The sequence below is a fragment of the Streptomyces durocortorensis genome (genome assembly GCF_031760065.1).
Taxonomy (GTDB): Bacteria; Actinomycetota; Actinomycetes; order Streptomycetales; family Streptomycetaceae; genus Streptomyces.
The window spans coordinates 2005044-2019795 of the sequence record NZ_CP134500.1 but is presented as its reverse complement, the minus strand read 5'-3'; the positions used below and the strand labels follow the sequence as shown (position 1 = coordinate 2019795).

General features: G+C 72.6%; 13 protein-coding genes. 9 read left to right on the top strand and 4 right to left on the bottom strand.

All coding sequences use genetic code 11. The features are described 5' to 3' along the window. Nucleotides 1-3 precede the first annotated feature (3 nt). Nucleotides 4-1245, top strand: a complete 1242-nt coding sequence (gene hemW, locus RI138_RS08990; protein WP_096623329.1) for a radical SAM family heme chaperone HemW — start codon at nt 4-6, stop codon at nt 1243-1245. Between the two features lie 15 nt (nt 1246-1260). On the opposite strand, the gene RI138_RS08985 is transcribed toward hemW, so the two are convergent. From RI138_RS08985 to RI138_RS08975, 3 genes are all read right to left on the bottom strand, one after another. Beyond that, nucleotides 1261-4137 (bottom strand): ABC transporter substrate-binding protein, encoded by a 2877-nt coding sequence (locus RI138_RS08985; RefSeq protein ID WP_311119481.1) that lies wholly within the window; start codon nt 4135-4137, stop codon nt 1261-1263. Nucleotides 4138-4294: 157 nt separating this feature from the next. Beyond that, on the bottom strand, nt 4295-5113 hold the full coding sequence (locus RI138_RS08980; protein WP_096623326.1) for a DUF3097 domain-containing protein: 819 nt from the start codon (nt 5111-5113) through the stop codon (nt 4295-4297). Between the two features lie 107 nt (nt 5114-5220). Further along, the gene (locus RI138_RS08975; protein ID WP_096623325.1) at nt 5221-5952 is read right to left on the bottom strand and encodes an MBL fold metallo-hydrolase; all 732 of its coding nucleotides are present in this window, start codon (nt 5950-5952) and stop codon (nt 5221-5223) included. Between the two features lie 164 nt (nt 5953-6116). Here RI138_RS08975 and hrcA point away from each other — a divergent pair, with 164 nt between their 5' ends. The 8 genes from hrcA (at nt 6117) to RI138_RS08935 (ending at nt 13044) form a co-directional block, all read left to right on the top strand. Further along, entirely contained in the window at nt 6117-7133 is a 1017-nt protein-coding gene (hrcA, locus tag RI138_RS08970) for a heat-inducible transcriptional repressor HrcA (RefSeq protein WP_096623323.1), read from the top strand. After that, nucleotides 7134-8273 carry a molecular chaperone DnaJ gene (dnaJ, locus tag RI138_RS08965; RefSeq protein ID WP_311119480.1) on the top strand — a complete coding sequence of 380 codons (1140 nt, stop codon included), beginning with the start codon at nt 7134-7136 and terminating at the stop codon, nt 8271-8273. Between the two features lie 132 nt (nt 8274-8405). Next, nucleotides 8406-9479 carry a nitronate monooxygenase gene (locus RI138_RS08960; RefSeq protein ID WP_096623319.1) on the top strand — a complete coding sequence of 358 codons (1074 nt, stop codon included), beginning with the start codon at nt 8406-8408 and terminating at the stop codon, nt 9477-9479. Further along, entirely contained in the window at nt 9476-10222 is a 747-nt protein-coding gene (locus RI138_RS08955; protein ID WP_311119479.1) for a 16S rRNA (uracil(1498)-N(3))-methyltransferase, read from the top strand. The genes RI138_RS08960 and RI138_RS08955 overlap by 4 nt, the downstream gene beginning before the upstream one ends. A 214-nt stretch (nt 10223-10436) precedes the next feature. Then, the gene (locus RI138_RS08950; protein WP_311119478.1) at nt 10437-10586 is read left to right on the top strand and encodes a hypothetical protein; all 150 of its coding nucleotides are present in this window, start codon (nt 10437-10439) and stop codon (nt 10584-10586) included. 113 nt (nt 10587-10699) lie between these two features. Beyond that, entirely contained in the window at nt 10700-11059 is a 360-nt protein-coding gene (locus tag RI138_RS08945) for a histidine triad nucleotide-binding protein (RefSeq protein ID WP_311119477.1), read from the top strand. Between the two features lie 26 nt (nt 11060-11085). Beyond that, nucleotides 11086-12000 carry a ribonuclease Z gene (locus RI138_RS08940; protein WP_311119476.1) on the top strand — a complete coding sequence of 305 codons (915 nt, stop codon included), beginning with the start codon at nt 11086-11088 and terminating at the stop codon, nt 11998-12000. A gap of 51 nt (nt 12001-12051) precedes the next feature. Beyond that, a complete protein-coding gene (locus tag RI138_RS08935; RefSeq protein WP_311119475.1) occupies nt 12052-13044 on the top strand; it encodes an adenosine deaminase in 993 nt (330 codons plus the stop codon). On the opposite strand, the gene RI138_RS08930 is transcribed toward RI138_RS08935, so the two are convergent. After that, nucleotides 13008-14369: an MFS transporter gene (locus tag RI138_RS08930; RefSeq protein ID WP_311119474.1), complete on the bottom strand. Its 1362-nt coding sequence runs from the start codon at nt 14367-14369 to the stop codon at nt 13008-13010. The two genes, RI138_RS08935 and RI138_RS08930, sit on opposite strands and share 37 nt — an antisense overlap. Between the last annotated feature and the right edge of the window lie 383 nt (nt 14370-14752).

Here is a 14752-nt window from a genome sequence, read left to right as displayed (position 1 = left end):
ACAATGGTCCCTATGCCTTCCGTACTGCCCGATGGTGAGCCCGTGCCCGACGACGGGGCGCTGCCCCGCCATGCCCTGGAAGGCGCAGCCGACCGCCCGCTCGGCTTCTACCTGCACGTTCCGTACTGCGCCACCCGCTGCGGCTACTGCGACTTCAACACCTACACCGCCACCGAGCTGCGCGGCTCCGGCGGCGCCCTGGCCTCCCGGGACAACTACGCCGCCCACCTGATCGAGGAGGTCCGCCAGGCTCGCGAGGTCCTCGGCGACGACCTCCGCCCTGTCCGTACGGTCTTCGTCGGCGGCGGCACCCCCACCCTGCTGCCCGCCGCCGACCTCGTACGGATGCTGGCGGCGATCAGGGACGAGTTCGGGCTCGCCGAGGACGCGGAGATCACCACCGAGGCCAATCCGGAGTCCGTCGATCCGGCCTATCTCTCCGCGCTGCGCGAGGGCGGCTTCAACCGGGTCTCCTTCGGAATGCAGAGCGCCAAGCAGCACGTCCTGAAGATCCTGGACCGCACGCACACCCCCGGCCGCCCCGAGGCCTGTGTCGCCGAGGCGCGGGCCGCGGGCTTCGACCACGTCAACCTCGATCTGATCTACGGCACCCCCGGCGAGTCGGACGACGACTGGCGGGCCACCCTGGACGCGGCGATCGGCGCGGGCCCCGACCACGTCTCCGCGTACGCGCTCATCGTCGAGGAGGGCACCCAGCTCGCCCGCCGCATCCGGCGCGGCGAGATCCCCATGACCGACGACGACGCCCACGCCGACCGCTATCTGATCGCGGACGAGGCCTTCGCCGCCGCCGGGTTCGACTGGTACGAGGTCTCCAACTGGGCCACCACCGAGGCGGGCCGCTGCCTCCACAACGAGCTGTACTGGCGCGGCGCCGACTGGTGGGGCGCGGGCCCCGGAGCCCACAGCCACGTCGGCGGGGTCCGCTGGTGGAACGTGAAGCACCCGGGCGCGTACGCGCAGGCGCTCGCCGAGGGCAGGTCGCCCGGCGCGGGCCGCGAGATCCTCGCCGATGAGGACCGCAGGGTCGAGCGCATCCTGCTGGAGCTGCGGCTTCGCGAGGGCTGCCCGCTCTCCCTCCTGAAACCCGACGGCCTCGCCGCCTCCCACCGTGCCCTGGCCGACGGCCTGCTGGAGCCGCGGCCGTACGAAGAGGGCCGCGCGGTCCTCACCCTGCGCGGGCGGCTCCTGGCCGACGCCGTCGTCCGCGACCTCGTCGACTGATCCCGGCGCGCCCTCTCACGGCTTGCAGTCCTTCGCCGTCAGCGGCGGTGCGACCCCGGCGGGCTTGCCGCAGACGAGGGTCCGCTCGGCGGTCGGCCCGGGGCGGACCACCTTGACTATGTTCAGGCCGTGCACGTTGTCGGAGACCGAGGCCTTCGCCCGGCTGAACGAGATCGTTCCCGTGGGCATGTTGTTCAGGTCCACCGTGTGCAGCGTCGCCCACGTCTCGGCGGCGCTCCGGGGGGCGTCCCCGCGTGCGGCGGCGTCGTACAGGGCCGCCGTCGCGCTGTAGGCGATGACGGTCTGCCCGCTGGCGAACAGCTCGTCCTCGTACGCAGGCCGCCCCGAGGCCAGGCTCGTGACCTGGCCCTCCGGGTGCAGGGCCCGCAGGGTGCGGTGCGCGTCCCCGTAGAAGCCGAGGTTCTTTCCCCGGTCCAGCGGGGCGAGCGAGCTGTGGTAGAGCGTGACGTTCGTCGCGATGGACGTGCTGTCGCTGAACGTGCTCTTCGTTAGATCGTCGCCCGTGAACACCGTCATCCGCCGGTCCGAGCACCCGGTGGTCTCCGACAGGCCCCGCATCAGGGTCCGTACGTCCTCGACGCGCCCCGCGAAGTACAGCGCGTCCGGGACCCGCTCGGCCTGGCAGATGGTGGTCAGCGGGGCGTTGAGACTGGCGCCGCCCGCGAGGCCGTACTCCACGTCCCGGCCCAGCGTGAAGCCCGCGTCCCGGAGCATCTCCTTGCCCGCGGCCCGCTGCTCGGCGGTGTAGCGGTCCTTGTCCCCGTTCCGGGCCCGGCGCGACAGCACGATCGAGTGCGGGGCCTCCATGGTCTTCGCGATCTGCCCGGCGACCAGCCCCAGCGCGTACGTCTGCTCCTCGTCCGTCGCCGCGAGACCGAAGTAGTTGGGGTACCGGCGGGGGAGGTCGCTGCTGGAGTTCGTCGTGTTGACCAGCGGCAGCCCGGCGTCGCGCAGCAGCGCCGCCGCGTCGTCGCTCTCGTCGGTGTTACGGCCCAGGCCCACCACGCCGACCACCGTGGGGTCACGCTCCGCCACCTCGATGATCTTGCGGACGGCGGTGAGCTGCCGCAGCATGTCCTCGCCGCCGTTGGCGGTGAGCACCCGCAGCTTGACCGACCGCCGCACGGTCTTGTTCACCGCCCGCTGCTGGAGGTAGACGCCGGTCAGCTCCTCCAGGCCCTTGCGGGTCTCCTCGCGGTCCCTGCCCGTGGAGGTGAGCGGACCGGCGTAGATGACCGTGACGTACCGGTCGCCCGGCTCGATGTCCGCGTTCTCCTCGCGGATCGCCCGCTCGATCCGGTCGAACGTGATCCCCTTCCCGGCCCCGTTCAGCTCCAGGCCGTTGCCGCGTGCGAACCGCACCTCGGGCGCGGTCGCCACCCCGACGCACTCCCGGTCCCCGTCGGCCCCGGCCCAGATCGCGTCCGTGTTGCGGTCGGTCAGCGGGCCGTGGCAGTACGTCTCCCGCCAGTGCCCGGCCCACAGGAACGCCCCCAGCAGGCTGCCCACCACGACCAGCGCGATGCTCGCCCGCGACATCACCCACCACGCCCAGGTGCGCCGCACCCGGTAGGTCACCAGCTGGGCGTGGGCGTGCTCGTGGGTCAGCTTCTCCGTGGACAGCGGCAGCCGCAGCACCCACGCCAGCGTCGCGGCCGCCACCGGCGACTGCCCCAGGCTCAGATCGTCGACCCATCGCTCGTATCTGGCCCGGGCCCCCGACGCACCGGTCGGCGCGCCGGGACCCGGCCGCTCCGGGGGCAGCGGCGGAGTGTGCCGCATGATCTCGGCGGCCGGCAGCGAGGCGAGCAGCAGCAGCGGATCGACCTCACTGCGCCGCGACCGTACGTTGTTGATCGCGTTGATCAGCAGGATGCCGCCGTCGTCCTGGGTGGCCCGGGGCAGGAACACCACCGGCGGCACCGTGCGCTTGCTGCGCCGCCAGTCCAGCGCGTGCGGCCGGTAGGCGTGCCGCAGGTCCTCCAGCAGCGCCTGCACCCGCAGCTCCAGATGGAACTGGCGCGCGTGCTCGTCGCCCGCCCCCGCGTCCGCCACCCGCTCCGCGACCGCCGCCGCCCGAGCCCGGATCACCCGCCACGAACCGCTCGGCGAGAACCACGACCAGCCGTCCGAGGGATAGCCGGTGCTGGAGGCAGCCAGTGAGGAGGTGGTGGCGAACCAGCGGCTGGCCCGGCGCAGCCACAGCAGCGGCGGCGCGGCCCGGGTCAGCAGCCCCGCGACGGCCAGGGCGATCAGCGCGCCCGCCGCCACCAGGGCCGTCAGCAGCCAGTCGATCTCCCCGAACAGCACACTGAGCAGCGCGATGAACAGCGCGCCGACGAAGGTCTCCGGCCGCACCGAATCCCGCAGCGAGTCCCACCAGTTGCCCCGGCGCGGCCGGTCCGCCCGCCAGCGCAACCGGCTCAGCTGCTCCAGAATCCTTTCCTCGCGCACCCCCTCCGCGCCGCCGCCGGACTGCTCGACCACCGTCGCGGTCGCCTGCTCGACCGCCCCGAGCAGCCGGGAGCGCGGAAAGGGGAACGGCTTGTACTGGGCGTTCTCGCGGGTCTCCCACGGCTTCTCGGACAGCGTGCGCACCATGTCGAGCGCCGCTTCGTACGGTGTGGCCCCGTCGCCGTCCAGCAGCCGCACCGGCACCCGGCGCAGCTCGTTGGCCTGATGCACCTGGTGGACGAGCCGCTCGACCCGGGCGTCGATCTCCGGCCCGGCCCCGGCGTCCGCCGCCTGGGCGACCACGAGCGGCATCACCGGCCGGTTCACCCGGTACCGGTCGATCAGCTGCTGCATCAGGTGGAAGACGGCGGAGGCCGCCTCATTGTCCGCACTGTCCCGCCAGACCTCGCGCGCCATCGCCCCGTGCCCTTCCCCCGTGTGTCCATGAGCCCGTGTCCCCACCCTCAATAACCGATGGTGCGCGTGGGGCGCAGGCATTCACAGGGATCGGCACATGATCGTCCTGGAGGGGGCGCGGTCAGGCCCACATCAGACCGGTGTCAGGCCCTGGACATCAGGCCGGAAGGGTGACGAAGTCGATCAATTCCTCCACGCGGCCCAGGAGTTGTGGTTCAAGATCCTTGTAGCTGTGCACCTTCGACAGAATGTGCTGCCAGGCCGCCCCGGTGTTCTCCGGCCACCCCAGCGCCCGGCACACCCCCGTCTTCCAGTCCTGCCCGCGCGGTACGACCGGCCAGGCGCCGATCCCGACCGAGGACGGCTTCACCGCCTCCCACACGTCGATGTACGGGTGCCCCACCACCAGCACATGAGCACCGGTCACCCGCTCGGCGATCCGGGACTCCTTGGAGCCGGGCACCAGATGGTCCACCAGCACCCCCAGCCGCGCGTCAGGACCCGGTGCGAACTCCCCGACGATCGCGGGAAGGTCGTCGATGCCCTCCAGGTACTCCACGACCACGCCCTCGATGCGCAGGTCGTCGCCCCACACCCGCTCGACCAGCTCCGCGTCGTGCCGGCCCTCCACATAGATCCGCCCGGCCCGCGCCACCCGGGCCCGCGCACCGGGCACCGCCACCGAACCGGAGGCCGTACGGGCGGGGCGCACCGGACCGCCCGCCGACGGGCGTACCAGTGTGACGACCTTGCCCTCCAGCAGGAAGCCGCGGGCCTCCATCGGGAACACCCGGTGCTTGCCGAAGCGGTCCTCCAGGGTGACCGTGGGCCCCTGGGCCGTCTTCTCGCAGCGGATCACCGCCCCGCAGAAGCCGGTGGCGACCTCCTCCACGACCAGATCGGGCTCGGCGGGGACCTCGGGCACGGGGGCGGACCGCTTCCACGGCGGGGTCAGGTCCGGCTGGTAGCTGCGCATGCCCCGACGATAATCGTCACACCGGCGCGACAAACCTCACGCCGCGACCCTCAGGGAGCCGTTCCGCCACCGTGGGAATCCTCACGCCGCAGCCGCATGCCACGACCTCACGCCACCGCGAACCGCTCCGCCAGTGCCGCCCGTTGCGCCCGGACGAACGCCGCGTCGACAGCCGCCCCGTGCCCCGGTACGTACACCGCGTCCTCGCCGCCCAGCTCCAGCAGCCGGTCCAGCGCGGCCGGCCAGCGCGAGGTGACCGCGTCCGGGCCCGCCTGCGGTTCGCCCGACTCCTCGACCAGATCACCGCAGAGCACCACCGCCGGGTCCGGGCCCGCCCCCGGCACCAGCACCGCGAGGTCGTGGCTGCTGTGCGCGGGGCCCAGGTCGGCCAGCAGCACCCGGCGGCCGCCGCCCAGATCCAGCGTCCGCTCGCCGTGCACCTCGTGGCGCGGGGCCACCAGCGTGTCCGCCGACCCGGCCGCCTCGTCCTCCGGCACCCCGTGGTGCACCGCCGACGCGTACAGCTCCTGCCCCCTGTCCCGCAGCAGGGCCGTGAGGCCCGCCGACCCGTACACCTGGGCCCCGGCGAACGCCGCCGTGCCCAGTACGTGATCGAAATGAGGGTGGCTCAGTGCGATATGCGTCACCCTGCGACCGAGCAGCGCCTCGGCCTGCCGCCGCAGCTCGACGCCCTCGCGCAGCGTCGAACCCGTGTCGTGGAGCAGCACGCCCTCCGTCCCGGCGACCAGCGCGACGGTGGCGTCCCAGCCGGGGAGCCGCCGTCGGCCGATACCGTTGCCCAACCGCTCCCAGCCGAAGTCTTCCCAAGCGACGTCCATACGGCGACGCTATCGGCAACGACCTGCGGTCTCCCGCCGGGACCTGGCCGGTCGCCCTTGCCCACGCCCCACCCCGCCCCCGTACACTGACCGGGGGATTGCTGGCACTCGTACGCACCGAGTGCCAGACAGGGACCGGAGAACGACAGCTGGAGGTGTGCGCGATGCTCAGCGAACGCAGACTCGAAGTGCTGCGCGCCATCGTCCAGGACTATGTCGGCACCGAGGAGCCCGTCGGCTCCAAGGCGCTCACCGAGCGGCACCGGCTGGGCGTCTCCCCGGCCACCGTCCGCAACGACATGGCGGTGCTGGAGGACGAGGGCTTCATCGCGCAGCCGCACACGAGCGCGGGACGCATCCCGACCGACAAGGGGTATCGCCTCTTCGTCGACAAGCTCGCGGGCGTCAAGCCGCTGTCCTCGCCCGAGCGCCGGGCCATCCAGAATTTCCTGGACGGCGCGGTCGACCTCGACGATGTCGTCGGCCGGACCGTGCGGCTGCTCGCGCAGCTGACCCGGCAGGTCGCCGTCGTGCAGTACCCCTCGCTGACCCGCTCGACGGTGCGGCACGTGGAGCTGCTGTCGCTGGCCCCCGCCCGGCTGATGCTGGTCCTGATCACGGACACCGGCCGGGTCGAGCAGCGTATGATCGACTGTCCCGCGCCGTTCGGTGAGGCATCGCTCGCGGATCTGCGGGCCCGGCTCAACAGCCGGGTCGTCGGACGACGCTTCGCGGATGTCCCGCGGCTGGTGCGGGAGCTGCCGGAATCCTTCGACAGCGAGGACCGGGGGACGGTCTCCACGGTTCTCTCCACTCTTCTCGAAACCCTGGTCGAGGAGACGGAGGAGCGGCTGATGATCGGCGGCACCTCCAACCTCACCCGCTTCGGACACGACTTCCCGGTGATGATCCGGCCGGTGCTGGAAGCACTGGAGGAACAGGTCGTCCTGCTGAAGCTGCTGGGTGAGGCCACGGACTCGGGCATGACCGTACGGATCGGGCACGAGAACGCCCACGAGGGGCTCAACTCCACGTCCGTCGTCGCGGTCGGCTACGGTTCGGGCGACGAAGCAGTCGCCAAACTCGGCGTGGTCGGACCGACCCGCATGGACTACCCCGGAACGATGGGAGCGGTACGCGCAGTGGCACGTTACGTCGGACAGATCCTGGCGGAGTCGTAAGTGGCCACCGACTACTACGCCGTACTCGGCGTACGCCGCGACGCATCGCAGGACGAGATCAAGAAGGCATTCCGTCGGCTCGCCCGCGAGCTGCATCCGGATGTCAACCCGGACCCGAAGACCCAGGAGCGGTTCAAGGAGATCAACGCCGCTTACGAGGTGCTGTCGGACCCGCAGAAGAAGCAGGTCTACGACCTCGGCGGCGACCCGCTCTCCGCCAACGGCGGTGGCGGCGGCGCGGGCGGTTTCGGTGCCGGAGGCTTCGGCAACTTCTCCGACATCATGGACGCGTTCTTCGGAACGGCCTCGCAGCGCGGGCCCCGCTCGCGCACCCGGCGCGGCCAGGACGCCATGATCCGGCTGGAGATCGACCTCGCCGAGGCGGCCTTCGGCACCACCAAGGACATCCAGGTCGACACGGCGGTCGTCTGCAACACGTGCAGCGGCGAGGGCGCGGCCCCCGGCACCTCCGCCCAGACCTGTGACATGTGCCGCGGCCGCGGCGAGGTCTCGCAGGTCACCCGGTCCTTCCTGGGCCAGGTCATGACCTCGCGGCCCTGCCCGCAGTGCCAGGGCTTCGGTACGGTCGTGCCGACGCCGTGCCCGGAGTGCGCCGGTGACGGCCGCATCCGCTCGCGCCGCACGCTCACGGTCAAGATCCCCGCGGGCGTCGACAACGGCACCCGTATCCAGCTCGCCGGTGAGGGCGAGGTCGGCCCCGGCGGCGGCCCGCCCGGCGACCTCTACGTCGAGATCCACGAGCTGCCGCACTCCGTGTTCCAGCGGCGCGGCGACGACCTGCACTGCACGGTCACCATCCCCATGACGGCGGCGGCCCTGGGCACCAAGTGCCCGCTGGAGACGCTGGACGGCCTGGAGGAGATCGACATCCGGCCCGGCACCCAGTCCGGCCAGTCCGTGCCGCTGCACGGGCGCGGGATCACACATCTGCGCGGCGGCGGCCGGGGCGACCTGATCGTGCACGTCGAGGTGATCACCCCGTCCAAGCTCGACCCGGAGCAGGAGCGGCTGCTGAGGGAGCTGGCGAAGCTGCGGGGTGAGGAGCGGCCCACCGGCCAGTTCCAGCCAGGTCAGCAGGGTCTGTTCTCCCGTCTGAAGGACGCGTTCAACGGTCGCTGAGCCGCTTTTCGCCTTTCACCGCACCGCCCGCCGGTCTTCTTCCGGCGGGCGGTGCGGCGTGCGGCGGAAGAACCGGTCAGGTCGTCGGCTGGCTGATTCGGCCCTGTGCACGGGACGTGGCACGATGCGGTCATGTCCTCCGAGTTGACCGATCTCTGCCGGTATCCGATCGTGCAGGCCCCGATGGCGGGCGGCGCGTCCGGACCTCAGCTCGCCGGAGCCGTCGCCGAAGCGGGCGGGCTCGGGTTTCTGGCCGCCGGGTACAAAACGGCGGACGGGATGTACAACGAGATCAAACAGCTGCGGCGGCTCACCTCCCGGCCGTTCGGCGTCAACCTCTTCATGCCGCAGCCCGCGCTCGCCGACCCCAGCGCCGTGGACGTCTACCGCCAGCAGCTCGCCGGTGAGGCCGCCTGGTACGAGACGCCGCTCGGCGACCCGGACAGCAGCGGCGACGACGGCTACGAGGCGAAGGTCGCGATCCTGCTGGAGGACCCGGTCCCCGTCGTCTCCTTCGCCTTCGGCTGCCCGACCCGCGACACCCTCGACGCGTTCGCCAGGGCGGGCACGCTGACCATCGTCACGGTCACCTCCGCCGAAGAGGCCCAGGCGGCGCAGTGGGCGGGCGCCGACGCCGTCTGCGTCCAGGGCGTCGAGGCGGGCGGCCACCAGTCCACCCACCGTGACGACCCGCAGGCCGACCACACCGGCACCGGGCTGCTCTCCCTGGTCACCCAGGTCCGCGAGACCGTGCAGATCCCCCTCGTCGCCGCCGGCGGCCTGATGCGCGGCGCCCAGATCGCCGCCGTCCTCGCGGCGGGCGCGGACGCCGCCCAGTTCGGCACCGCCTTCCTGATCTGCCCCGAGTCCGGGGCGCACCTGCTCCACAAGCAGGCCCTGACCAACCCGCTGTTCGTCCGCACCGAGCTGACCCGCGCCTTCTCCGGGCGGCCCGCACGCGGCCTGGTCAACCGTTTCATCCGCGAGCACGGCCCGTACGCCCCCGCCGCCTACCCCCAGGTCCACTACGTCACCAGCGGGCTGCGCCAGGCCGCCGCCAAGGCCGGGGACGCGCAGGGCATGGCCCTGTGGGCGGGGCAGGGCCACCGGATGGCCCGTGAACTGCCCGCGGGCGAGCTGGTCGAACTGCTCGCCGCCGAACTGGAGGCCGCCCGGTCGGCCCTGAGCATGAGGAGCCCCCGGTGACCGCACCGGTCTTCGTCGTCGAACGGATGCCCACCGGGCCGGAGTTCGTCCTGGAAGGACCCGAAGGGCGGCACGCCGTCTCCGTGAAGCGCCTCCAGCCCGGCGAGGACGTCGTCCTCACCGACGGCCTCGGCCACTGGGCGGAGGGTGTCGTACGCGCCGCCGAGGGCAAGGACCGCCTCACGGTCACCGGTCTGGAGAGCATCCACGAGGAGCCGGAGCCCACACCCCGGATCACCGTCGTCCAGGCGCTCCCCAAGGGCGACCGCGGCGAGCTGGCCGTGGAGACCATGACCGAGACCGGCGTCGACGCGATCGTGCCGTGGCAGGCCGCCCGCTGCATCACCCAGTGGAAGGGCGATCGGGGCGCCAAATCCCTGGCGAAATGGCGCAGTACGGCACGCGAGGCGGGCAAGCAGTCCCGCCGGGTGCGCTTCCCCGAGGTGGCCGAGGCCCTGACGACCAAGCAGGTCGCCGCCCTGTTGGCCGACGCCGACTTCGCCGGGGTCCTGCACGAGGACCGCGACCACGACAGCACCCCGTTGGCCACCGCCGAACTCCCCGCCGAGGGCACGATCGTGCTCGTGGTCGGCCCCGAGGGCGGCGTCTCCCCGCAGGAACTGACCGCCTTCGCCGAGGCGGGCGCCCGCCCCTACCGTCTCGGCCGCAGCGTGCTGCGTACCTCTACCGCGGGGACGGCCGCGACGGCGCTGCTGCTGGGACGCACGGGCCGCTGGGGGTGAACGGGGCGCCGGGGGGCGAACAGGCCCTGACGGCAAGGCCGTCGGGGCCGGGCGCGCCCGGGGCCGGGCCCGAGGGGCCGCCCACATCGCGCCGGCCGAAGCGGTGTCCGCCTGGCAGGAGCGCCGACCGAAGCGGTGTCCGCCTGGAACCCGACAGCACCTGGGCGCGGCAGGAGCTCGCCGCGATCCAGGCCGCCGCCCCCGGCGTCCGGTGGTGCTGGCCCAGGCGGTCTGGGGGCCGCTGCTCGCCGTCGTGATCGCCCTGGTCCCGTGGAGCGAACGCGGCCTGCCGCAGGTGCTGTTCCGGACCGGTCTCATACCCGTCCTCCTGACGGTCCGGTCCGACCGCCCGCGCAAGCGCTGAACCGCGCCCCGTCGGCCGGACCACCTTCGGTGCCGGGCGCCCGGCGTTAGCATGCCCGTGTACTGATCTTCGGAGAAGCGAACCGACCACGAGCGAACGAGGAGGCCCCGGCCATGGCGGGAGAGCCGCAGACCGACTGCCTGTTCTGCAAGATCGTCTCGGGAGACATCCCGGCGACCATCGTCCGCGAGAGCGAGACCACCGTCGCCTTCCGCGACATCAACCCCCAGGCCCCCACCCACGTCCTGGTCATCCCCAAGGTCCACTACCCGGACGCCGCCTCGCTGGCCGCCGCCGAACCGCAGATCGCCGCCGACGTCCTGCGTGAGGCCGGAGCGGTCGCGGCCGACGAGAAGGTCGACGGCAGCGGCTACCGGATCATCCTCAACACGGGCTCCGGCGCGGGACAGACCGTCTTCCACGCCCACGCCCACGTCCTGGGCGGCCGCGGCCTCCAGTGGCCCCCCGGATAACGCCCGCCCCGTAGGAGTCTCTCGCCATGTCCGTACGCGAGCTGGTGGTGCTCGGCACCGCCAGCCAGGTCCCCACCCGGCACCGCAACCACAACGGCTATCTGCTGCGCTGGGACGGCGAGGGCATCCTCTTCGATCCCGGCGAGGGCACCCAGCGCCAGATGCTGCGGGCCGGAGTCGCCGCGCACGACATCAACCGGATCTGCGTCACCCACTTCCACGGCGACCACTCCCTCGGGCTCGCCGGGGTGATCCAGCGGATCAACCTCGACCAGGTGCCGCACCCCGTCACCGCGCACTATCCGGCGAGCGGGCAGCACTTCTTCGACCGGCTGCGGTACGCCACGGCCTACCGCGAGGCCGTCGAGCTGACCGAGGCCCCGGCCGCCGGAGCGGGCGGAGTCCTCGCCACCGCCGGCTCGTACACCCTGGACAGCCACAAGCTCTCGCACCCCGTCGAGTCCTACGGCTACCGCCTCACCGAGCCCGACACCCGCCGCATGCTGCCCGCCCTCCTCAAGGAGCACGGCATCACCGGACCGGATGTCGGCCGCCTCCAGCGTGAGGGCGCGCTCGGCGGCGTCACGCTGGAGGAGGTCTCCGAACACCGGCGCGGGCAGCGGTTCGCGTTCGTCATGGACACCCGGCTCTGTGACGGGGTGTACGCGCTCGCCGCGGGCTGCGACATGCTCGTCATCGAGTCGACCTTCCTCGACGAGGACGCGAAACTGGCCGCGGACCACGGCCACCTGACCGCCGGACAGGCCGCCGGGGTGGCGAAGGAGTCGGGCGTACGCCACCTCGTGCTGACCCACTTCTCCCAGCGCTACAGCGACCCGGATCTCTTCGAAACCCAGGCCCGCGCGGCCGGGTTCGACGGCGAACTCACCGTCGCGCAGGACCTGATCAGGGTCCCGCTCCCCACCCGGCACCACCACTGAGATCAACCGCACCACCACTGAGAACACCCGCACCACCGTTTGCGAGACACCGTGCACCTCCCCAAGGCAGAACTCCACCTCCACATCGAAGGCACCCTCGAACCCGAGCTGGCCTTCGCCCTCGCGGAACGCAACGGGGTGACCCTGCCGTACGCCACCGCCGACGAGCTGCGCACCGCCTACCGCTTCGAGGACCTCCAGTCCTTCCTGGACCTCTACTACGCGCTGATGGCCGTCCTGCGCACCGAGGAGGACTTCGCCGAACTCGCCGACGCCTACCTCGCCCGCGCGGCCGCCCAGGGCGTGCGGCATGCCGAGATCTTCTTCGACCCGCAGGCCCACACCGCCCGGGGCGTCCCGATCGGCACGGTCATCGAGGGCCTCGGCCGGGCGCTGGAGCGCAGCGAGGAGACCCACGGCGTCTCCACCCAGCTGATCATGTGCTTCCTGCGCGACCTCTCCGCCGCATCGGCCCTCGGCACCCTGGACGCCGCGAAGCCGTATCTGCACCGGATCAGCGCGATCGGCCTGGACTCCGCCGAGGTCGGCCACCCGCCCGCCAAGTTCCGCGAGGTGTACGAGGCGGCCGCCGCGCTCGGCCTGCGCAAGGTCGCCCACGCCGGGGAGGAGGGCCCGCCCGCGTACATCCGCGAGGCCCTCGACGTCCTCGGCGTCGAGCGCATCGACCACGGGCTGCGCTGCCTGGAGGACCCGGAGCTGGTGGCGCGGCTGGTCGCCGACCGGGTGCCGCTCACGCTCTGCCCGCTCTCCAACGTAAGGCTGCGGACGGTCGACACGCTGAAGGACCATCCGCTGCCGGACATGATGGCGGCGGGCCTGCTGTGCACGGTGAACTCCGACGACCCCGCCTACTTCGGCGGGTACGCCGGGGACAACTTCGACGCCGTACGGGACGCGCTCGCCCTGGACCGGGAGCAGCTGCGCACCCTGGCCCGCAACTCCTTCGAGGCGGCCTTCCTCGACCACGACGAGGAGCGCCGGGCGCGCTACCTCTCCGAAGTCGAGGCGTACGCGTTCGACTGACCGGGCCCGCCGTCCGGACCGGCCGTCCGGATCGCGCTGCGCACCAGCCGCCTGCGCCGCAGGGCCGGTACGCGAAGCTCCGTGACGGGCTGCTCCGGCGAACCGAGCTTCGGTACGGCGCCGGACAGGCTGCCGGTGGTGGCGGCCAGCAGGGCGGCCGGTGCGCCACCGCGGCGGCGCACCGAACCGGGCACCAACGGACGGCCACCGACGTGCAGCGCCACCGCGGTGACGGGCGCGGCGACCAGCAGAGTGGCCGCGCCCAGGATCAGCCCCATCACCGGGTAGCCCGCCTCCTCGGAGAGCACGCTGCCCAGCAACGGGCCGCAGGCCACCCCCAGGGAGGAGGCGGAGCCCGCCAGGACCGCCCAGCGGCCGCGGACGTCCAGCGAGGCGGCCAGACCGATCAGATAGGACAGGACCACCGGGTAGAAGGAGTTCCACAGGACCTCGCCGGTCGCGAAGGAGGCGAGGTCCCGGGCAGAGGAACTGAGCACGATGCTCCCCGCGATGACCATCGTCCCCAGCCCGATCGGCACCGCCCGGCCGAGCCGCGCGCCGAGCATCCCGGCGCCCATCACTCCGAGCAGCCCCGCGCCGAGCGCGGCCGCGAACACCGCGCCGACGGTGACCTCGGACAGCCCCGCCTGGACCACGCCGATGCGGCTGCTGACGCCCCACAGCGCGTTCTGTGCCATGGACCAGACGAGCATGCCGCCGGCCAGTACGAGACCGGAGCGCCGGTGCGGCAGCCGCCCGGTGGTCTGCGAGGGGGATTCCCCGGCCGTCGTCGCACCGCCCAGCCGGGCGGTCGCGGGCCAGACGAGCAGGGCCGCCAGGGCGATCGAGGCGAACGGAAGCCGGTGCCCGCCGCCGAGATGGGGGATGGTCAGGTAGAGGGCTCCCGCCGTGGCCGACACGGTGAGCAGGCCGAGCGAGGACGTCCGGTGCGGGTCGCGCTGCGCGGCGATCCCGGCCGCGGCGACCGCCGTCGCGGTCCCCGAGCCGAAGCCGCCGACGACCACGCCGGCCACCACCAGCGGCACGGACCCGGCCAGCGCGGCGCAGCCGTATCCCACGGCGGCCAGCACAAGGCCGACCCGGGCCGGGGTGCGGGCCCCGTACCGCTCCACCCGGCCCGCCAGGGTGAACCCGGCACTCGCCGAACTCAGCAGCAGGGCGCTCCCGACCAGGCCCGCCTGCGCGGGACTCAGCCCGAGATGGGCGCTGAGCCGGCCGACGACGGTGGGGAGCAGATAGGCGGCGAGGTAACCGGCGGTGAACACGGCGACCAGGGGCCACGCGGCGCGGGGGCGCGAGGACATGGGCGTTCCTGAAGACATGCCTGAGCAGGCAGGGGGAGGGGAGGGGTACAGCGGCGAGGGCACAGCGGAAGGGCGGAGCAGGGCAGGGGAGGGCACAGCGAAGCGAGCGGGGAATGCGGAACGCGGAGGTTCGCAGCGAGGTGCTGGGAGATGCGGCTCTCGTCGGACAACGTCCCCGAAGGTGCGCGCGGGGCAATTTGTATCAAGCGCTTCCAGCCCCACGAAAGCCCGTCAGATGTGATCTGGATCACTTATGCGTTTATGCAGGGGGGGCCGGGGTAGTCGCGCATGTTTATGCAGGTCGGACCGGGCGGAGCGGATCGGCGACGGCACCCCCGTTCGCGGCGCCCGATCGGGCAGACTGGCCGCACCTCACACTGTCC